16 protein-coding genes are annotated in these 19,079 nt (G+C 68.5%); 15 read left to right on the top strand and 1 reads right to left on the bottom strand.

The annotated features are described in order from the left end of the window. Nucleotides 1-31: 31 nt before the first annotated feature. Nucleotides 32-1,072, top strand: a complete 1,041-nt coding sequence (locus tag ACEN8G_RS14290; protein WP_413415923.1) for a family 43 glycosylhydrolase — start codon at nt 32-34, stop codon at nt 1,070-1,072. 328 nt (nt 1,073-1,400) lie between these two features. Here ACEN8G_RS14290 and ACEN8G_RS14285 read toward each other — a convergent pair whose 3' ends face one another. Beyond that, complete coding sequence (locus ACEN8G_RS14285) at nt 1,401-2,729, bottom strand: MFS transporter (RefSeq protein WP_413418469.1); 1,329 nt, start codon at nt 2,727-2,729, stop codon at nt 1,401-1,403. A 162-nt stretch (nt 2,730-2,891) separates the two neighbouring features. Here ACEN8G_RS14285 and cyoA point away from each other — a divergent pair, with 162 nt between their 5' ends. The 14 genes from cyoA to ACEN8G_RS14215 all read left to right on the top strand — a co-directional run bounded on the left by cyoA (nt 2,892) and on the right by ACEN8G_RS14215 (nt 19,039). Then, the gene (gene cyoA, locus ACEN8G_RS14280; protein ID WP_413418471.1) at nt 2,892-4,076 is read left to right on the top strand and encodes a ubiquinol oxidase subunit II; all 1,185 of its coding nucleotides are present in this window, start codon (nt 2,892-2,894) and stop codon (nt 4,074-4,076) included. A 13-nt stretch (nt 4,077-4,089) separates the two neighbouring features. Next, nucleotides 4,090-6,090, top strand: a complete 2,001-nt coding sequence (gene cyoB, locus ACEN8G_RS14275) for a cytochrome o ubiquinol oxidase subunit I (protein WP_413418473.1) — start codon at nt 4,090-4,092, stop codon at nt 6,088-6,090. A gap of 3 nt (nt 6,091-6,093) precedes the next feature. Continuing rightward, entirely contained in the window at nt 6,094-6,723 is a 630-nt protein-coding gene (cyoC, locus tag ACEN8G_RS14270; RefSeq protein WP_307120100.1) for a cytochrome o ubiquinol oxidase subunit III, read from the top strand. Further along, on the top strand, nt 6,720-7,115 hold the full coding sequence (cyoD, locus tag ACEN8G_RS14265; protein ID WP_413418476.1) for a cytochrome o ubiquinol oxidase subunit IV: 396 nt from the start codon (nt 6,720-6,722) through the stop codon (nt 7,113-7,115). The genes cyoC and cyoD overlap by 4 nt, the downstream gene beginning before the upstream one ends. Before the next feature lie 44 nt (nt 7,116-7,159). Beyond that, nucleotides 7,160-7,822 carry an SURF1 family protein gene (locus tag ACEN8G_RS14260; RefSeq protein ID WP_413418482.1) on the top strand — a complete coding sequence of 221 codons (663 nt, stop codon included), beginning with the start codon at nt 7,160-7,162 and terminating at the stop codon, nt 7,820-7,822. Further along, complete coding sequence (locus tag ACEN8G_RS14255; protein WP_413418478.1) at nt 7,819-9,111, top strand: ATP-binding protein; 1,293 nt, start codon at nt 7,819-7,821, stop codon at nt 9,109-9,111. Before ACEN8G_RS14260 ends, ACEN8G_RS14255 begins: the two co-directional genes overlap by 4 nt. Beyond that, nucleotides 9,108-9,641 carry a response regulator transcription factor gene (locus ACEN8G_RS14250; RefSeq protein WP_413418480.1) on the top strand — a complete coding sequence of 178 codons (534 nt, stop codon included), beginning with the start codon at nt 9,108-9,110 and terminating at the stop codon, nt 9,639-9,641. Before ACEN8G_RS14255 ends, ACEN8G_RS14250 begins: the two co-directional genes overlap by 4 nt. Nucleotides 9,642-9,851: 210 nt before the next feature. Next, entirely contained in the window at nt 9,852-11,456 is a 1,605-nt protein-coding gene (locus tag ACEN8G_RS14245; protein WP_413416333.1) for a SulP family inorganic anion transporter, read from the top strand. 104 nt (nt 11,457-11,560) lie between these two features. After that, nucleotides 11,561-11,965: a hypothetical protein gene (locus ACEN8G_RS14240; protein ID WP_413416334.1), complete on the top strand. Its 405-nt coding sequence runs from the start codon at nt 11,561-11,563 to the stop codon at nt 11,963-11,965. Between the two features lie 66 nt (nt 11,966-12,031). Next, nucleotides 12,032-13,381, top strand: coding sequence for a glycoside hydrolase family 28 protein (locus ACEN8G_RS14235; RefSeq protein ID WP_413416335.1), 1,350 nt, complete (start codon nt 12,032-12,034; stop codon nt 13,379-13,381). 109 nt (nt 13,382-13,490) lie between these two features. Beyond that, nucleotides 13,491-15,083 (top strand): ArnT family glycosyltransferase, encoded by a 1,593-nt coding sequence (locus ACEN8G_RS14230; RefSeq protein WP_413416336.1) that lies wholly within the window; start codon nt 13,491-13,493, stop codon nt 15,081-15,083. Nucleotides 15,084-15,162: 79 nt separating this feature from the next. Beyond that, complete coding sequence (locus tag ACEN8G_RS14225; protein ID WP_413416337.1) at nt 15,163-15,675, top strand: RNA polymerase sigma factor; 513 nt, start codon at nt 15,163-15,165, stop codon at nt 15,673-15,675. Nucleotides 15,676-15,708: 33 nt separating this feature from the next. Further along, the gene (locus ACEN8G_RS14220; RefSeq protein WP_413416338.1) at nt 15,709-16,671 is read left to right on the top strand and encodes a FecR family protein; all 963 of its coding nucleotides are present in this window, start codon (nt 15,709-15,711) and stop codon (nt 16,669-16,671) included. Next, the gene (locus tag ACEN8G_RS14215; RefSeq protein ID WP_413416339.1) at nt 16,658-19,039 is read left to right on the top strand and encodes a TonB-dependent receptor; all 2,382 of its coding nucleotides are present in this window, start codon (nt 16,658-16,660) and stop codon (nt 19,037-19,039) included. Before ACEN8G_RS14220 ends, ACEN8G_RS14215 begins: the two co-directional genes overlap by 14 nt. Nucleotides 19,040-19,079 lie beyond the last annotated feature (40 nt).

Genomic DNA, 19,079 nt, shown 5'->3' with positions numbered 1-19,079 from the left:
ATAAGTCATCTCAGATAATGGGAGAGACGAGATGACCAAGCGCAGCCTCTGGACCGGGGCGATGATCGGCGCGGCCCTGTGCCTTGGCACCGGGACCGTATCCGCGCAGGACGCTCCGGCCACGGAAGTTGGCACCACCTATACCAACCCGCTGCTCCCCTCGGGGCCCGACCCCTGGATCACCCAGGTCGACGGCACCTATTACTACATGCACACCCAGCGCGATGGCATCACGCTCCACCGGACGCGGAACATCGCGGACCTGGCCCATGCCGAGCGCAAGCTGGTGTGGACGCCCCCCAAGGAGGGGCCGAACGCGCATCTGGTGTGGGCGCCCGAGTTGCACCGCATCGGCAAGAGCTGGTTCCTCTACTATACCGCCACCGCAAGCGGTTTCAGCGACGACGCCCACCGGGCAGTGTTCGTGTTGGAGAACAAGGCGTCCGATCCGCTCAGCGGGACCTGGATCGACCGCGGCCGGATCAACACCGCCCATGCCGGGATCGACGGCACCAGCTTCGCCTACAGGGGCAAGCGCTATTTCGTCTATTCGCCCTATCTCGGCCCGGACTCGGGCCTTGCGATCGCCGAGATGGCGAACCCCTGGACGCTCAAGGGCAAGGAGCAGGTGATCGCCATGCCCGACCAGCCCTGGGAACGGCTCGACGGCCGCCAGATCCTGGAAGGGCCCGAATTCCTGCAGGGCCCCAAGGGCGACTTGTTCCTGACCTATTCGGCGAGCCCCTGCTGGTCCGACGACTATGCGCTGGGGCTGCTGCGTGCGGCGCCGGGCGCGAACCCGCTCGATCCCAAGGCCTGGAGCAAGTCGCCCGTGCCGGTGCTTCACAAGGGGAACGGAGTGTACGCGACCGGCCATAACGGCTTCTTCAAGTCGCCCGACGGCAAGGAGAACTGGATCATCTACCACGCCAATTCGGCGGCGGGGATGAAGTGTACGCTGAAGCGCGCACCGCACATCCAGAAGTTCGGCTGGACCGCGGACGGGCGGCCCGATTTCGGGCTGCCGGTGCCGGAGGGCGTACCGCAGAAGGTGCCTTCGGGGACGAAGTGAGGCTTGGCTAGCCCCTCCCCTTCAGGGGAGGGGTTGGGGGGGGGGCCTGTCAGCGGGCTTCCGGTCTCGGTGAGACACATGCCCCCCCCCAAACCCCTCCCCTGAAGGGGAGGGGCTTTAGACTGTGATACCGCCCTTACCGTCATCCCCGCGAAAGCCGGAATCTGGTGCGACTCCTGTCCCGCGTTCTGCGCCATCGCCTGAGATCCCGGCTTTCGCCGGGATGACGGAGTAGGGATGGGAGGGGTCCCCCGCTTCCCCAAACGAAAAGAGCCGGCAACCCCCTGGGGGCTGCCGGCTCTCTCGTTTTCCGTCCGGAGTGTCCGGATCAATCGATCGTCTTGGCGAGCTCGCGGTTGAACCACAGGGCGACCAGGGTGCCGATCGCACCCGAGAGGAGGTAGGCGCCGGCGGCGAGCAGGCCGAACTCGGCGCCTAGCCACAGCGCGATCAGCGGGGCGAAGGCGGCGCCGAACAGCCAGGCGAGGTCCGAGGTCAGCGACGAGCCGGTGTAGCGGTGCGACTTCTGGAACATCGACGACAGCGCGCCCGAGGACTGGCCGAACGAGATGCCGAGCAGCGCGAAGCCGAACAGCATGAACACGATCTCGCCCAGCTCGCCGGCGGAGAGCAGCTGCGGGGCGAAGCCGCTGAACACGGCGATCGCGACTGCCGAGCTGCCGAGCAGGGTACGGCGGCCGACGCGATCGGCCAGCGTGCCCGAGAGGACGATCGCGATCGTGCCGACCACGGCGGCCACCGCCTCGATCACCAGGAAGTCGACCGGGCTGTTCTGGGTGTAGAGGAACACCCAGGACAGCGGGAACACGGTGACCATGTGGAACATCGCGAAGCTGGCGAGCGGGGCGAAGGCGCCCATCACCACGATCCGCCAGTCGGCGCGCACCGTCTCCGAGATCGGCGCGGGCTGGAGCTCGCGATCCTCGAACAGGCGGGCATATTCCGGGGTCACCACGATGCGCAGGCGGGCGAACAGCGCCACCACGTTGATCGCGAAGGCGACGAAGAACGGATAGCGCCAGCCCCAGGCCAGGAAGTCCTCGGCCGGCAGGGCGCTGACGAAGAAGGCGAACAGCAGGCTGGCCACGAACAGGCCGAGCGGCGCGCCGAGCTGCGGGATCATCGCATACCAGCCGCGCTTGTTCTCCGGCGCGTTGAGCGCGAGCAGCGAGGCGAGGCCGTCCCACGAGCCGCCGAGCGCGACGCCCTGGCCCATGCGGAACAGCGCGAGCAGCAAGGCCGCCGTGATGCCGGCATCGGCATAGCTGGGGAGGAAGGCGATCGCCGCGGTCGAGCCGCCGAGCAGGAACAGCGCGATCGTCAGCTTGGCGCCGCGGCCATAGGCGCGGTCGACGGCAGTGAAGATCAGCGTGCCGAACGGACGGGCGATGAAGGCCAGCGCGAAGATCGCGAACGACCAGAGCGTGCCCTGCAGCGGATCGAGGAAGGGAAAGAACAGCTTCGGGAACACCAGCACAGAGGCTATGGCGTAGACGAAGAAGTCGAAGAATTCGGAGGTGCGGCCGATGATCACGCCGATCGCGATCTCGCCCGGATGGATTCCGTGGCCGTGCGAGGCGTTGAGGACGCGTGCATCCCGTTCGGCTTCAAGGGTGGGGACGGTATCGCCGCTCATCGAATTGGAACTTTCTGCAACACGCGCCGCGCAAGCGCGTTTCCTAATGCCATGGAGGGCCGGGTAGTTCCCGGCGCGGCGCATTTGCGTCATAGCAGACAAAGCGGGGATTGGACAAAATGTCCTATGTGCGCTGCAACATGAGACGCCTAGGCGCCCGCCATGCCTAGACCCCGTCCGCTCTCCGCACGCCTCCGTGCGCTGCTGACCCTGCCGGCTTTCGCGCTGTTGTGCGGATGCGACATGGTCGTGCTCAACCCCGCCGGCGACGTCGCCCGTCAACAGGGCGACCTGGTGATCGTCTCGACGCTGCTGATGCTGCTGATCATCGTGCCGGTGATGGCGCTGGTCGTCCTGTTCGCCTGGCGCTACCGCGAGTCGAACAAGGAAGCGACCTATTCGCCGGACTGGGATCACTCGACCAGCCTGGAGCTGGTGATCTGGTCGGCCCCGCTGCTGATCATCATCTGCCTGGGCGCGATCACCTGGGTGAGCACCCACCTGCTCGATCCGTACCGGCCGCTGTCGCGCACGGGCCCGAACCAGCCGGTGGCGGCCAATGTGAAGCCGCTCGAGGTGCAGGTCGTCGCGCTCGACTGGAAGTGGCTGTTCATCTATCCCGAGCAGGGCATCGCCACGGTGAACGAGATGGCGGCCCCGGTCGGCCGCCCGATCCGCTTCCGGATCTCGGCCTCGTCGGTGATGAACTCCTTCTACATCCCCGCGCTGGCCGGGCAGATCTACGCCATGCCGGCGATGGAGACGCCGATGAACGCGGTGTTCGACAAGACCGGCGTGTTCCAGGGCCTGTCGGCAAATTATAGCGGGCACGGCTTCTCGAAGATGCGCTTCAAGGCGCACAGCCTGGACCAGGCCGGCTTCGACGCCTGGGTGGCCGAGGCCAAGAAGGCGGGCGGCAATCTCGACCGCGCCGGCTATCTCCAGCTCGAGCGCCCGAGCGAAGGCGAGCCGGTCCGCCGCTTCGCCGGCGTCGAGGCGGGGCTGTTCGACCGGGTGGTCAACATGTGCGTGCAGCAGGGCAAGATGTGCATGCACCAGATGATGATGCTCGATGCTCAGGGCGGCACGGGCAAGGCCGGGCTGCACAATGTCCACCACACCGAGGACAAGACCAGCGCCACCGGCACGCACATGCATGGCGGCAAGAGCTTCGTCGGCGAGCTCTGCGCCGACCAGCAGGACGTCGCCGTCGGTGCCAAGCCCCAGACGGCCAAGCCGGTGAAGCAGGCAACGCTCACCGGCGCGGGCCTCAAGCAGCCCTCGGCCAAGCCTACTCCGATCGCTCCCAGCGTCGCGTCCGAAACCCGGCCGCGGCCCTTCTCCTGATTGCGAAGCAGATATGATCCCGCAACCCGCACCCGTTAGCCCGATCCTGGGCAAGCTGTCGCTCGACGCGCTGCCGCTGCACGAGCCGATCGTCGTCGCCACCTTCTGTGGCGTCGCGCTCGGCGGCATCGGCCTCGTCGCCGCGCTCACCTATTTCAAGCTCTGGGGCTATCTGTGGAAGAACTGGTTCACCAGTGTCGACCACAAGAAGATCGGGATCATGTACATGATCCTGGGCCTCGTGATGTTCCTGCGCGGCTTTGCCGACGCGCTGATGATGCGCCTCCAGCAGGCGCTCGCGTTCAACGGGTCCGAGGGATACCTGAACGCGCATCACTTCGACCAGGTTTTCACCGCCCACGGCGTGATCATGATCTTCTTCGTGGCGATGCCGTTCGTCACCGGCCTGATGAACTACATCGTGCCGCTGCAGATCGGCGCGCGCGACGTGTCGTTCCCGTTCCTCAACAACTTCAGCTTCTGGATGACGACGGGCGGCGCGGTGCTGGTGATGGCCTCGCTGTTCGTCGGCGAGTTCGCCCAGACCGGCTGGCTGGCCTATCCGCCGCTTTCGGGAATCCTCTACAGCCCCGGGGTCGGCGTCGACTATTATCTATGGGCGCTGCAGGTGGCGGGTGTCGGCACGACGCTCTCCGGCATCAACTTGATCGTGACGATCCTCAAGCTGCGCGCGCCCGGCATGTCGCTGATGAAGATGCCGGTGTTCACCTGGACCTCGCTCTGCACCAACGTGCTGATCGTCGCGTCCTTCCCGGTGCTGACCGCGGTGCTCGCGCTGCTCGGCCTCGACCGCTACGCCCACACCAACTTCTTCACGAACGACTTTGGCGGCAGCGCCATGATGTACGTGAACCTGATCTGGATCTGGGGCCACCCGGAGGTCTACATTCTGATCCTGCCGCTGTTCGGCGTGTTCTCGGAAGTCACCTCGACCTTCTCGGGCAAGAAGCTGTTCGGCTATTCGTCGATGGTCTACGCCACGATCGTCATCACGATCCTGTCGTACCTCGTCTGGCTGCACCACTTCTTCACCATGGGCTCGGGCGCCAGCGTCAACAGCTTCTTCGGCATCACGACGATGGTCATCTCGATCCCGACGGGCGCCAAGATCTTCAACTGGCTGTTCACGATGTATCGCGGCCGCATCCGCTTCGAGCTGCCGATGATGTGGACGATCGCGTTCATGCTGACCTTCGCGATCGGCGGCATGACCGGCGTGATGCTCGCCATCCCGCCTGCCGACTTCGTGCTGCACAACTCGCTGTTCCTGATCGCCCACTTCCACAACGTGATCATCGGCGGCGTGCTGTTCGGCCTGTTCGCGGCGATCAACTTCTGGTGGCCCAAGGCCTTCGGCTTCAAGCTGAACGAGTTCTGGGGCAAGGTGAGCTTCTGGTGCTGGGTCCCCGGCTTCTGGCTCGCCTTCCTGCCGCTCTACATCATGGGCCTGATGGGCGTGACCCGCCGCATGCGGGTGTTCGACGATCCCAGCCTGCAGATCTTCTTCGTCGTCGCGGCGCTCGGCGCTGCCCTGATCGCCGCCGGCATCGGCGCGATGCTGGTCCAGTTCGCGGTGAGCATCTGGAAGCGCGAGGAACTGAAGGACGTGACCGGCGACCCGTGGGGCGGCCGTACCCTGGAGTGGGCGACCTCGTCGCCGCCGCCAGAGTACAACTTCGCCTTCACCCCGGTCATCCACGACCTGGATGCCTGGTACGACATGAAGAGCCGCGGCTGCGAGCGTCCGCTCACCGGCTTCAAGGACATCCACATGCCGAGCAACACCGGCGCGGGCGTGATCCTGGCCGGCATCAGCACCCTGATCGGCTTCGCGCTGATCTGGCACATCTGGTGGCTGGTCGGGGTGAGCTTCGTCGCCCTGATCGGCGGCGCGATCTTCCACACCTTCAACTACAACCGCGATTTCGACATTCCCGCCGAAACCGTGGCCGAGACCGAGGCGGCGCGCACGCGCCAGCTTGCCGGAGCCTGATCGATGAGCACCACGACGATCCCCGCCGCGGACGAACCGGTCCGCTTCTACGACTTCGACGAGCATCCGCACCCGGAAGGCTACAGCACGATGCTGGGCTTCTGGATCTACCTGATGAGCGACTGCCTCATCTTCGCGATCCTGTTCGCCTGCTACGCCGTGCTCGGCGGCAATTTCGCCGGTGGCCCCGGCCCGAAGGACCTGTTCGACCTGCCGCTGGTCGCGCTGAACACGGCGATGCTGCTGTTCTCGTCGATCACCTATGGCTTCGCGATGCTGGGCATGGCGAAGGGCAACAAGACCCAGGTGCTGATCTGGCTGGCGATCACCCTGGTGTTCGGCGGCTGCTTCCTCGGCATCGAGCTCTACGAGTTCAGCGAGCTGATCCATGAGGGCGCCGGCCCCTGGCGCAGCGCGTTCCTGTCGAGCTTCTTCACCCTGGTCGGCACGCACGGGCTGCACGTCACCTTCGGCTCGATCTGGCTGATCACGCTGATGGTGCAGGTGAGCCGCTTCGGCCTGACCGCCGCCAACCAGCGCCGCCTGGCCTGCCTGAGCCTGTTCTGGCACTTCCTCGACGTCATCTGGATCGGCGTCTTCACCTTTGTCTATCTGATGGGAATGCTGCGATGAGCCACGATCCGCACGCGCACGACGCGCACGCACACGGGGATCATGGCGATCACGGCCATGGCGTCGAGATCCCGCACGGCTCGATGCGCGACTATGTCATCGGCTTCGTGCTGTCGGTGATCCTGACCGCGATCCCCTTCTACCTGGTGATGGAGCGTCCCTTCTCGAACGGCGTCACCGCCGCGGCGATCATGGGCTTCGCGGTGATCCAGATCCTGGTCCACATGGTCTATTTCCTCCACCTCAAGCCGAGCGCAGAGGGTGGCTGGACGATGACCGCTCTGGTGTTCACCATCATCGTGGTGGCGATCATGCTGTCGGGTTCGCTGTGGGTGATGTACCACCTGAACGCGAACATGATGCCGATGATGGACCCGAGCCAGCTTCCGTGACGGACGACCCGCGGCCCCGCGCGAGATGGGTGATCGCCACGGCGATGCTCGTCTGCGCGGGGCTGCTGGCCGGGCTCGGCATCTGGCAGCTCGAGCGCCGGGCCTGGAAGCATGAGCTGATCGCGGCGGTGGATGCCCGCATCCACGCCGCTCCGGCCGCCGCGCCGGGTCCCGATGCCTGGAGCGGGATCACCGCCAGGACCGACGCCTATCGCCGCGTCACCGCCACCGGCACCCTGCTCAACGACCGCGCCACGCTGGTGAAGGCGGTGACCGAACGCGGATCGGGCTATTGGGTGATGACCCCGCTCCGGACGCGCGACTTCACCCTGCTGGTCAATCGCGGCTTCATCCCCGACACCATGCGCCAGCGCATCCCCGCCGGGCCGGACTATATGCAGGTGACTGGCCTGCTGCGCGTCACCGAGCCGGGCGGCGGCTTCCTGCGCTCGAACGACCCCAAGGCCAATCGCTGGTATTCGCGTGACGTCGCGGCTATCGCCTCCGCCCATGGGCTCGGACAGGTCGCTCCCTATTTCATCGACGCGGACGCCACGCCCAATCCCGGCGGCTGGCCGGCGGGCGGGCTGACCGTGATACGCTTCAACGACAACCACCTGGTCTATGCGCTGACCTGGTTCGGCCTCGCCGCCATGGCGCTGTGGGGCGCCTGGTTCATCGGCTGGCGGCGCGGAGCCGCCGCATGATCCACGCCGGGGGGCTGGAGGACACCGACCCCGGACGGCGCAACATGTGGCTGCTCGTCCAGCTGCGCTGGATCGCCGTGGGCGGCCAGCTCGCCACGATCGGCTTCGTCCATTTCGTGATGGGCGTGCACCTGCCGCTGGTGCCGCTGTTCATCGCCCCGCTGCTGCTGGCGGGGATCAACCTGGCGACCTATCCGCTGCTCGACCGGCGCGCCGCGATCACCAACTGGGAGCTGACCGTGGCGATGCTCGCCGATGTCGGCGCGCTGGCCTGGCAGCTCCACTTCACCGGCGGCCTCGCCAATCCCTTCGCCTTCCTGTTCCTGCTCCAGGTGGTGACCGGGGCGATGCTGCTCCAGCCGGGATCGAGCTGGATGATCGTCGGCGCGGCGAGCCTCGCGCTGTTCACCATCGCGATCAACCCGGTGCCGCTCGACCTGCCGCCGAGCTCGCGCGACCCGTTCCGCCTCTACCTGGCCGGCAGCCTGATCTGCTTCGCGCTGATCGCGGTGCTGCTGGTGCTGCTGATCACCCGCATCGCCCGCAACCTGCGCGAAGGCGATGCCGAGCGCGCCGCGATCCGCCAGCGCGCGGCGGAGGAGGATCATATCGTCCGCATGGGTCTGCTCGCCACCGGTGCGGCGCACGAGCTGGGCACGCCGCTCTCCTCGCTGTCGGTGATCCTGGGCGACTGGCAGCACATGCCGCGCATCGCCGGCGACAAGGACCTGGCGCAGGACGTCGCCGACATGCAGGCCGAGGTGGCGCGCTGCAAGACGATCGTCAGCGGCATCCTGGCTTCGGCCGGCGAGGCGCGGGGTATCGCGTCGGAATTCACCACCGTGCGCCATTTCCTCGACGACCTGGTCGCCGACTGGCGCGACAGCCGGCTGACCGGCACGCTGGAATATGCCGACCGGTTCGGGCCGGACCTGGCGATCGTCTCCGACACCGCGCTGCGCCAGGTGCTGAGCAACGTGATCGACAATGCCGCCGAGGTCTCGCCCGAGTGGATCGGCATCACCTTGCTGCGCGACCGCGACGAGATGGTGATCGAAGTCGCCGACCGCGGCCCGGGCTTCGCGCCCGAGATGCTGGCGGGCTTCGGCCAGCCCTATCGATCGAGCAAGGGCAAGGCGGGCGGCGGGCTGGGCCTGTTCCTGCTGGTGAACGTGCTGCGCAAGCTGGGCGGCACCGCCGAGGCGGAGAACCGGGTGCCGCGCGGCGCGCTGGTGCGCATCCGCCTACCGCTTGACGCGATCGCCCGGGGCGGGGAGGAACAGGCATGAGCGCGGTTCGCAAGCTGCTGATCGTCGAGGACGACGAGTCCTTCGCCCGGACGCTGCGGCGCTCGTTCGAGCGGCGCGGATACATGGTCGAGGTGGCGGCGAGCCATGAGGACCTGACCGCGCTGATGGAGCAGTTCCACCCGGCCTATGCGGTGGTCGACCTGAAGCTGGGCGGCGCTTCGGGGCTGGTCTGCGTGCAGACGCTGCGCGCGGCCGATGCCGGGATGAAGATCGTCGTGCTCACCGGCTTTGCCAGCATCGCGACGGCGGTGGAGGCGATCAAGCTGGGCGCGTCCTATTATCTCGCCAAGCCGTCCAACACCGACGATATCGAGGCGGCGTTCGGGCGCGAGGAAGGCGATGTCGATGCGCCGCTCGCCAGCCGGCCTTCGTCGATCAAGACGGTGGAGTGGGAGCATATCCACCAGACCCTGGTGGAGACGGACTTCAACATCTCCGAGACCGCGCGGCGGCTGGGGATGCACCGGCGGACGCTGGCGCGGAAGCTGGAGAAAAGGCAGTTGCGGTAGCTTCTTGCTCCCCTCCCTGAAAGGGAGGGGTCGGGGGTGGGTTGCGAGCGCAGCGAGCCCGGCCAATCTGCAGTGAAGAAAGGAAAACCCGGGCATCGAGCCCGGCTTTTCCTAACCCACCCCTAGCCCCTCCCTTTCAGGGAGGGGAACTTGATCTCGCTTCCCATCCGCTGCGGCCGGGCGCAGCATGGCCGGCTCCGGGAGGGCTGTTTGAAGATTCGTGCCGACATCGTTGCGGGGCTTGCCATCTCGGGGCTGATGCTGCCCGAGGCGGTGGCCTATGCCTCGATCGCCGGCGTCGCGCCGGGGCATGCGATCCTTGCCGCGATTGCCGGGGCGCTGGTCTATGCGCTGGCCGGGCGCAGCCGCTTCGCGATCGTCTCCGCGACCTCCTCCTCCGCGGCGATCCTTGCCGCCTCGCTGGCGACGCTGCCGGCGGGGGAGGGGATGCGCACCTTGTTCATGGTGAGCGCGGTGGCGATCACGGGCCTGTTGTTCCTGGTGGCCTGGGCGGGCCGGCTGGGCGGGCTGACCGGCTTCATCTCGCACCCGGTGCTGCGCGGCTTCGCCTTTGGGCTGGCGATCACGATCAGCGTGAAGCAGCTGCCGGTGCTGACCGGCACGCACCCGCCCGCCGGCAACCTGATCGAGACGGGCATCGCGGTGCTGCGGGCCGCGCCGCACTGGCACTGGCTGAGCCTGGCGGTGGGGCTGGTCGCGCTGGCGATCTTGCTCGTGCTGCGCCGCCTGCCGATGGTGCCGGGCGCGCTGATCGTGCTGGTCTCGGGCGTCGGAGCATCGGGCCTGCTCGATCTTGCCGGGCACGGCGTGGCGGTGGTCGGGCCGATCGTGCTGACGCCGGAAGCGCTGGCGCTGCCGGCACTTTCCTATGCCCGGATGCTGGAGGCGGCGCAGCTTGCCGTGCCGCTGGCGCTGATCCTGCTCGCCGAGAGCTGGGGGACGATGCGCGCCTTGGCGCTCCGCCATGGCGACATGCTCGATCCCGGCCGCGAGCTGCGCGCACTCGGCCTCGCCAATCTCGGCGCGGCGCTGGTCCAGGGCATGCCGGTCGGTGCCGGGCTCTCGGCCAGCGCGGCGAACGAGGCAGCGGGAGCCGGATCGCGCGTGGCGGGCGCGATCGCGGCGGCGGCGCTGGGCGCGCTGGTGCTGTTCGCCATGCCGCTGGTCGCGTTGCTGCCCCAGCCGGTGCTGGCCGCGGTGGTGATCGCCGCGCTCGCCCATTCGCTCGACCCGCGCCCGCTGCGGCGGCTCTGGGCGCTCGACCGCGACCAATATATCGCGCTGGCAGCCGCGCTGGGCGTGCTGCTGCTCGGTGTGCTCGACGGGATGCTCTGCGCGATCCTGCTGTCGCTCGCGGCATTGGTGCAGCGCTTCGGCAATGCGCAGCTCGGGCGGCTCGGCCGGCTGGGCGACAGCCACAACTTCGTCGATGCCGATCGCCATCCCGAGGCCAGACCGATCCCCGGCATCGCGATCTGGCGGCCGGCGGCGCCGCTGTTCTTCGCCAATGCCGAGCGGATGTTCGCCGAGATCGCCGCGCGCACCCTCGCCCAGCCGGGCGTGCGGGCCGTGGTGATCAGCCTGGAGGAGAGCATCGACATCGACAGCACCGCGCTCGACGCATTGCTCGATTTCGACCGGGCGATGCAGGCCAAGGGCTTCCGCGTCCATTACGCCCGGATGCACGACCGGGTGCGCGACCTGCTCCATGCCGCCGGCGCGGCATCGGTGGCAGCGCGCAGCGACTATAGCGTGGCCGATGCGGCCGCCAGGCTGGAGAATGCCGAAGCGTGAGCGCGGATCGCGAGACGATTTCCGGCGCTCGCCCGATGATGTAGATACGGTTCGTGCCTATATACTCCGTCATCCCCCTGAAGGGGGATCGAAAGGACTGAGCCATGAACAGGATCTCGATGAGTCTGCTCGGCGCCTCGCTGCTCGCAGCGCTGGCCGTGCCGGCCGCCGCGGCGCCGCGTGACGGCGAGGCCGAGCTCGCCAAGGCGATTGCCGGCCGCACCGCCGGAAAGCCCGTGGATTGCATTCAGCTGCGCAACATCCGCTCCTCGCGGATCATCGACCGCACTGCGATCGTCTACGAGATGAACAACGGCACCATCTATGTGAACCGGCCCAGGAGCGGCGCGGAATCGCTCGACTGGACCGACGTGCTGGTGACCGAGACCTTCACCTCGCAGCTGTGCAGCATCGACGTGGTGAAGCTCTACGACACCGGCATCCGGATGACGACCGGCTGGGTCGGGCTGGACGCGTTCGTACCCTACGCCAAGCCGCCGCGGAGTTGAGCTGCACCCTCTCGATGTTACCGGTGTCATGCGCTAGGCTCGGCACCGATAGCGAGAGGAGAGGGCATGGAGCGGCGTGCGGTGTTGAAGCTGGCCGGCGGGCTGGGCGTGGCGGGCGCGGTGCCGCTGGCGCGGGCCGGGCGTGACGGTGCCCCGGCCACGGGCGTCTCGCTCGATGTGCGCGATTTCGGCGCGAAAGGCGATGGCGGCAAGGACACGCTGGCCTTCCAGCAGGCGCTAGACCGCTGCGCGATGCTCGGCGGGGGCGAGGTGGCGGTGCCGCCCGGGACCTGGCTGACCGGCGCGATCACGATCGGATCGAAGACGCTGCTGCGCGTACTGGAGGGGGCGACGATCCTCGGCTCGCCCGACCTGGCCGATTATCCGCTGCGCCAGGTGCGCTGGGAAGGCAAGTTCGTCCGGGGCCATATCGGCCTGATCTCCGCCGAGAATGCCGAGCATCTCGGCATCGCGGGCAAGGGGCGCATCCTCGGCAATCCGGCGATCGACACGCGGATCGACCGCGCCACCGGCAACCGCAACCCGGCGCTGATCGAGCTGGTCTCGTGCCGGCACGTCCACGTCCGCGAGGTCTTCACCCGGCAGAATGCGATGTGGTCGATCCACCCGATCTTCTGCAGCGATATCCGCTTCAGCGACATGGTGGTCGAGGGCGGGGCGGACGGGATCGACGTCGATTCCTGCGAGCGGGTGGTGATCGAGCGGTGCAGCTTCGACACCGGCGACGACTGCATCGCGATCAAGTCGGGCCGGGGCGAGGAGGGCAACCGCATCGCCCGGCCGACGCGCGACGTGCGCATCTCCGACTGCAGCTTCCGCGACGCGCACTGGGCATGCATCGGCATCGGCAGCGAGACCTCGGGCGGGATCGCCGGGGTGCTGGTCGAGCGCTGCCGCTTCCTGGGCGCGAAGACGCATGCGGTCTATGTCAAGAGCCGGCCGGGGCGCGGGGCTTTCATCACCGACATCGTCATGCGCGACCTCGAGGTGTCGGGCGTCGGCCAGGGCTTCCTGCGGCTCAATTTCCTGAGCAGCGGCAAGCAGGACGAATATCCGGTGCAGGGACTGGCGGGGCGGCCCAGGGTGGCGCGCTTCGCCTTTTCGGACGTGCGGGTGCACGGCGTGCCGATGCTGGTCGACGGCCGCGAGATCGATCCCGAGCGTCCGCTGGAGGGGCTGGTGCTGGCCGGCATCCGCGGCACCTGCGGCAAGGGGATCGCGCTGGCGCATGTCCGCGGCGCGAAGCTGCGCGACATCGCGGTGACCGGGCAAGAGGGGCCGCTGCTCAGCCTGTTCGACGTGAGCGGGACCGGCCTGGCAGGGGCGGTGCCGCTGGAGAAGCCGGCGCCGGGCGCGCCGGTGCCCGTGCCGGAGAGGCCCTATCGGCTGGGTTAGGGGCAGCCCAGGCCGCCCATCGTCCTGGCGACCCGTTTAGTCGCGTTCGCGTTGCGGAATCGCCGCCGGGGCTCCGTCACGACCTGCAGCCATTTATCGGGTCGTGAGTATGCAGCGTTCTCCAGCCCGGGCCTGGCCCGAGGCTTCTACCTTCCGCCAGCTTCGCCTGGTCGAGCCCGAGCACGTGCCGTGGACGGCACGGCTTGCCGCCGCGACGCGAGCCTGGGTGGGCAATCCCGCGCTGCTCGCCGCGCTGCTGCTCGTCGTCGCGGTGGCGGCGCGCGCGGCACAGTTCGGCAATCCGGTGGTGCAGGTCGATGACGAATTCTACCTGCTGACCGGCGACCGGATGCTGCAAGGCGCGCTGCCCTATGTCGATATCTGGGACCGCAAGCCGATCGGGCTGTTCCTGATCTATGCCGCGATCCGGCTGCTCGGCGGTGCCGGGGTGATCGAATATCAGATCGTCGCGACGCTGTTCGCGGTGGCGACCGCGCTGGTGGTCGCGCGGATAGCCCGCAACCTTGCCGGCCCGCACGGTGCGGCGGCGGCGGGCGTGGTCTATATCCTCTATCTCGGCATCTTCGGCGGGGAGGGCGGGCAGTCGCCGGTCTTCTACAACCTGTTCGTCGCGCTCGGCGCCTGGGCGATGGTCGGCGTGGTGCGGCGGCCGAACTTCGATGCGGTCTCCTTTGCGGGCGGGCTGCTCGTCATGCTGCTGGCCGGCGCGGCGATGCAGGTGAAATACACCGCGCTGTTCGAAGGCGTGTTCTTCGGGCTGGCGCTGCTCTGGCTGGGGCGCAAGCGCGGACTCGGCTGGACGATGCTGGGCGCGATGGCGCTGGCCTGGATCGCCGCGGCGCTGCTGCCGACGCTCGCCGCCTGGGGCTGGTATGCCTCGATCGGGCAGGGCGAAGCCTTCGTCCAGGCCAATTTCCTGTCGATCCTCGAGCGCAGCTCGGACGGGCTGGGCATCGCGCTCAAGCGGCTCGGCTGGATGATCGCCTGCCTGGTGCCGCTCGGGCTCGCCGCCTGGCTGGGGCGCGGCATGGCGCGCCCGGCGAGCGACGAGGTGCGGCGCTTCCTCGACGGCTGGGCGATCGCGGCGATCGTGGGGGTGCTGCTGTTCGGCACCTGGTTCGACCATTATGCCCTGCCGCTGATCGCACCGCTCTGCGTGCTCGCCGCGGCGTGGTTCGGCGACGGCGCAGCGGGGCTGGTGCTCGCCTCGGGCCGGACGCGCTGGCGGATCCCCGCCGGCATCGCGATGATGGCGCTGGTCACGCTGATCTCGCTGCAGATCGTCAACGAGAATCGCCGGTCCCGGGGCTGGGGGCCGCAGGTGGAGCAGATGGCCGACTTCATCCGGCCGCAGCTCAAGGACTGCCTGTACGTCTTCGACGGCGAGCCGGCGCTCTACCGGCTGACCGGCAGCTGCCTGCCGACACGCTGGCCGTTCCCGAGCCATCTGAGCCTGACCCGCGAATCGCGGGCGATCGGCGCCGATCCGATGGCCGAGGTGAAGCGGATCATGGCGGCGCGGCCCGAATTCGTCGTCGCCAACACCCGGCCCGACCGCGACCTCAATCCCGAGGTGCTGCACTACATGACCGGGCTGCTGGCACGCGATTATGCGCCCGCGCTGGAGGTGCCGGTGGGGGGGCGCAACCGAGTCGTCTATCGGCGGCGGCCGGGTGCCTGAGCTCCTTTCCGTCGCCGCAATTGCGCCATCTCTCAGCCAAGGCTTGGCAAGAGAAGCGCGCAATGCTTTGGCATCGGGCATGACCTCTCTCGCGTCGACCAGCGGCTTGCAGCGCGTGCTCGAGAGCGAGCGGCCGCGGCTGCTGCGCTTCCTTGCCGCGCGCGGGGCGGGGGACGACGCCGAGGACGTGCTGCAGGACCTGTGGCACAAGATCTCGGGCGCCGAGGCGCGGCCGGTCGCCGACCCGGTCTCCTACCTGTTCCGCGCCGCCGAGAATGTGCTGCGCGACCGCCAGCGTGCCTCGCTGAGCCGCGACCGGCGCCAGCATGAATGGCAGGACCTGGCCAACAGCGACGATGCGCCGCAGGGCGAGCGCGTGCTGATCGCGCGCCAGCGACTGCGCGAGGCCGAGCAGACGCTGCTTGCGCTCGGCCCGCGAGTCGATCAGATTTTCCGACGCTACCGGCTGGATGGGCTCGGCCAGGCAGCGATTGCTCGCGAACTGGGGATAAGCTTGAGCTCCGTGGAGAAGGATCTGCAGAAGGCCTATCGGGCCCTCGCGCAACTCAAGGACAAGTTCGATGCGGAATGAGCGCATCGTCTCCGTCGTTGATGCGAGGTGGGCATGAACGGGCAGGTTTCGGATATTCTGGCAGAGGACGCCCGGGGGTGGGTGATCCGGCTGCAGGACTCGGCTTTCGCCGATTGGGACGCTTTCGCGGACTGGCTGGAGCGCGATCCCGCGCACCTGGCCGCCTATAACACCGCGCTCGAGGCCGACGAGGCGATGGCCGGGCTGTTCAGCCTGCCGCCCGCGCCAGTGTCGGTGCCGGTGGTCGAGGCGGAACCGGTGACGGCGCGTCCGTCGCGGCGGCTGTTCCTGATCTCCGGCGGCGCCATCGCCGCCGCGGTGGCAGGCGTGATCGGCTGGACCAGCCTGGACAGCGGCCCGGGCGCGCGGATCGAATATGCCACGCGCGCCGGCGAGCGCCGCGAAGTCGCGCTGGCCGACGGATCGAAGATGGTGCTGAACGGCGCCACCCGTGTCGCGATGCTCGACAAGCGCCATGCCGAGCTGATCGAGGGCGAGGCGCTGTTCACCGTGCGCCACGACGCCGCCGATCCGTTCATCGTCAAGACCGGCGACGTGACGCTGGAGGATGCCGGCACCGTGTTCAACGTGGTGCGCGACGCGACCGGGCTGCGCGTATCGGTGGCCGAGGGTGCGGTGATCTACCAGCCCCAGGCCGATGCCGTGCGACTGACGCCGGGCGACGCGCTGAGCGTGTCCGGCGGCACCAAGCCGGAAGTGACGCGCACCGTCACCACCGATGTCGGTAGCTGGCGCGGCGGCCAGCTCGTCTATCGCAACGCGACGCTGGAACGCGTCGCGGCCGATGTGTCCCGCAACCTCGGCGTCCGGCTGCGGGTGGGCAAGGGGACGGAGGGCATTCCGTTCACCGGCACGATCTCGACCCAGGGCGGCCCCGGTGCCGTGATCGAGCGCATCGCTGCGCTCACCGGCACCCGGGCGACTCGCGCAGGCAATGGATGGATGCTGGACACGATCGACGGTGCGCCGCGCTGATCTGATCCTTCCGCTGGCGCTGCTGGCCGCTCCGCCCGCGCTGGCGCAGGAGAAGCGGCACAGCGTCTCCGTGCCTGCCGGCCGGCTCGACGCCGCGGTGTTCACGCTCGGCCGCCAGACCGGCAGCAGCATCGGGCTGCGCGAGCCCGGGCTCGGCGGGATCACCGTCCGCCCGGTCAAGGGCAAGCATACGATCGACGGCGCGCTCGTCGAGATGCTGAGGGGCAGCAATGCCCGCGCCCGGCGTGTCGCCCCCGGCACTTGGCTGATCGAACGCGCCCCGCCGATGCGTCCCAAGCCGCGCCCCGCGCCGCCGCCCGAGGAGCCCGACGCCCCGCCGGCCGAGATCCTGGTCACCGGCAGCAAGCGCGACATCCCGCTCAAGGCCTATCCGGGCGGCGTGCAGATCGTCGAGGGCGAGGATATTCCCGTCTCCGAAGGCGGGCAGGGCAGCGACGTGATCGCCAACCGGGTGGCGAGCCTCGCCTCCACCCATCTCGGGCCGGGGCGCAACAAGCTGTTCATCCGCGGCATTGCCGATTCGAGCTTCGTCGGCCCGACCCAGGCGACCGTCGGGCAGTATTGGGGCAACAGCCGGATCACCTACAGCGCGCCCGATCCGGACCTGAAGCTCTACGATATCGGCCGGGTCGAAGTGCTCGAGGGGCCACAGGGCACGCTCTATGGCGCCGGATCGCTGGGCGGCGTGGTCCGCGTGGTGCCGCGCGTGCCGGACCTGTTTGCCAGCGGCGGCCAGGTCTGGGGCGGCGGCTCGGTCACCGAGCATGGCGCGCCGGGCTGGGACGTCGGCGGCATCGTCAATTTGCCGATCAAGGAAGGCGATGTGGCGCTGCGTGCGCTCGTCTTCAGCGCGCTCGACGGCGGCTATATCGACGACCGCGAGCGCGGCCTCAACGACGTCAACCGCGTGCGCACCACCGGCGCCCGCGTGGCGCTGCGCTGGAACCTCGATGGCTGGACCTTCGACCTGGGCGGCGTCGGCCAGAGCATCGAGGGCCGGGACGCGCAATATTCGGACGGCGACGGCGACGGGCTCACCCGATCGAGCGCCATCGCCCAGCCCTTCCAGAACGACTTCTGGCTGGGCGAGCTCGTCGTCCGCAAGCGCTGGGGCGACCTGGAGCTGAGCTCGGCCGCGGCCTATGCCAGGCAATATGTGTCGGAGGTGTTCGCCGGCGCCTCGGTCGCCGACATCAGCCAGGGCTTTCCCCTGCCGGCGGTCGGCGCGCCGCTGATCGGCTATCGCCAGATCAACCGGGTCAGCATGCTGACCAGCGAGACGCGGCTGTCGCGCCGCGGGCCGCGCGGCACGGGCTGGCTGATCGGGGTGAGCTTCCTGCAGAATCGCGGCCGGGTAAACCGCAATTTCGGCGCGATGCGCGCGGCGCTGACCGGCGTGCGCAACAGCGTCGACGAGGCGACCCTCTATGGCGAGGGCACGATCGAGCCGGTGCGCGGCGTGACGATCACCGCGGGCGGGCGCCTGACCAATTCACACCTGACCGGCAATTCGGAGGATGTGGACCGCTATCTCGCCTTTCGCGAGGATCCGCGCGCCCGGGCGGCGCGCACCGAGACGCGCTTCCTGCCCTCCGCCGCGATCGCCTGGCGGCCCGCAGGCGGGCTGACCCTGTTCGGCCGGTTCGAGCAGGGCTTCCGCCCCGGCGGCCTGGCGGTGCGCCGCGACGTGATCCAGCGCTTCCAGGGCGACCGGCTTTCCACCGTCGAGGCGGGCGGGCGCTATACCGAGAGCGGGCTTTCGGTCTCCGCCAACGCCTCGATGACCTGGTGGACGAGCATCCAGGCCGATTTGATCGACGGCTTCGGCTTCCCGACCACCGCCAATATCGGCGACGGGCGGGTGCTGTCGCTCGGCGTGGCGGTGCGCTGGCAGCCGCTGCCCGGGCTCGACCTCGACGGCTCGCTCTATCTGAACGACAGCAAGGTCACCGATCCTTCCCAGGCGGTGTTTCCGCTGGCCGAGGGACCGTCGGACTTCAACCGGCTGCCCAATGTCGCCGATGCGAGCGGACGGCTTGGTGCAGCCTATCGCCACGCGCTGGGCGACGCGGTGGAGTTCTCCGCGAGCTCCTATCTCCGCTATGTCGGCCGCTCGACACTGGGCATCGGACCGGTGCTCGGCCGGCCGCAGGGCGATTATGTCGATACCGGAATGGAGCTTCGTCTGGAGCATGGGCGGCGGGCGATCACGCTGACCGCCACCAACCTGCTCGACACCCGCGGCAACCGCTTCGCCTTGGGCTCGCCGCTGCTGATCCGCGACGAGAAGCAGGTGACGCCGCTGCGCCCGCGCACCGTGCGGCTGGGCGTCGAAATCGGCTTCTGACCTTTTCCGAAATTTTTTCGCGCGGCGTTGCGGGATCGCC

This window comes from Sphingomonas sp. Sphisp66, from assembly GCF_047324325.1.
Taxonomy (GTDB): Bacteria; Pseudomonadota; Alphaproteobacteria; order Sphingomonadales; family Sphingomonadaceae; genus Sphingomonas.
Note: the sequence above shows the minus strand (reverse complement) of the source record. Positions and strands in the feature narration are given on the sequence as shown.

Bases quoted from the DNA above. Each gene is read 5' to 3' on its own strand.
- ACEN8G_RS14290 (WP_413415923.1), top strand. From the start codon at position 32: ATGACCAAGCGCAGCCTCTGGACCGGGGCGATGATCGGCGCGGCCCTG.
- ACEN8G_RS14285 (WP_413418469.1), bottom strand. From the start codon at position 2,729: ATGAGCGGCGATACCGTCCCCACCCTTGAAGCCGAACGGGATGCACGC.
- cyoA (WP_413418471.1), top strand. From the start codon at position 2,892: ATGCCTAGACCCCGTCCGCTCTCCGCACGCCTCCGTGCGCTGCTGACC.
- cyoB (WP_413418473.1), top strand. From the start codon at position 4,090: ATGATCCCGCAACCCGCACCCGTTAGCCCGATCCTGGGCAAGCTGTCG.
- cyoC (WP_307120100.1), top strand. From the start codon at position 6,094: ATGAGCACCACGACGATCCCCGCCGCGGACGAACCGGTCCGCTTCTAC.
- cyoD (WP_413418476.1), top strand. From the start codon at position 6,720: ATGAGCCACGATCCGCACGCGCACGACGCGCACGCACACGGGGATCAT.
- ACEN8G_RS14260 (WP_413418482.1), top strand. From the start codon at position 7,160: ATGCTCGTCTGCGCGGGGCTGCTGGCCGGGCTCGGCATCTGGCAGCTC.
- ACEN8G_RS14255 (WP_413418478.1), top strand. From the start codon at position 7,819: ATGATCCACGCCGGGGGGCTGGAGGACACCGACCCCGGACGGCGCAAC.
- ACEN8G_RS14250 (WP_413418480.1), top strand. From the start codon at position 9,108: ATGAGCGCGGTTCGCAAGCTGCTGATCGTCGAGGACGACGAGTCCTTC.
- ACEN8G_RS14240 (WP_413416334.1), top strand. From the start codon at position 11,561: ATGAACAGGATCTCGATGAGTCTGCTCGGCGCCTCGCTGCTCGCAGCG.
- ACEN8G_RS14235 (WP_413416335.1), top strand. From the start codon at position 12,032: ATGGAGCGGCGTGCGGTGTTGAAGCTGGCCGGCGGGCTGGGCGTGGCG.
- ACEN8G_RS14230 (WP_413416336.1), top strand. From the start codon at position 13,491: ATGCAGCGTTCTCCAGCCCGGGCCTGGCCCGAGGCTTCTACCTTCCGC.
- ACEN8G_RS14225 (WP_413416337.1), top strand. From the start codon at position 15,163: ATGACCTCTCTCGCGTCGACCAGCGGCTTGCAGCGCGTGCTCGAGAGC.
- ACEN8G_RS14220 (WP_413416338.1), top strand. From the start codon at position 15,709: ATGAACGGGCAGGTTTCGGATATTCTGGCAGAGGACGCCCGGGGGTGG.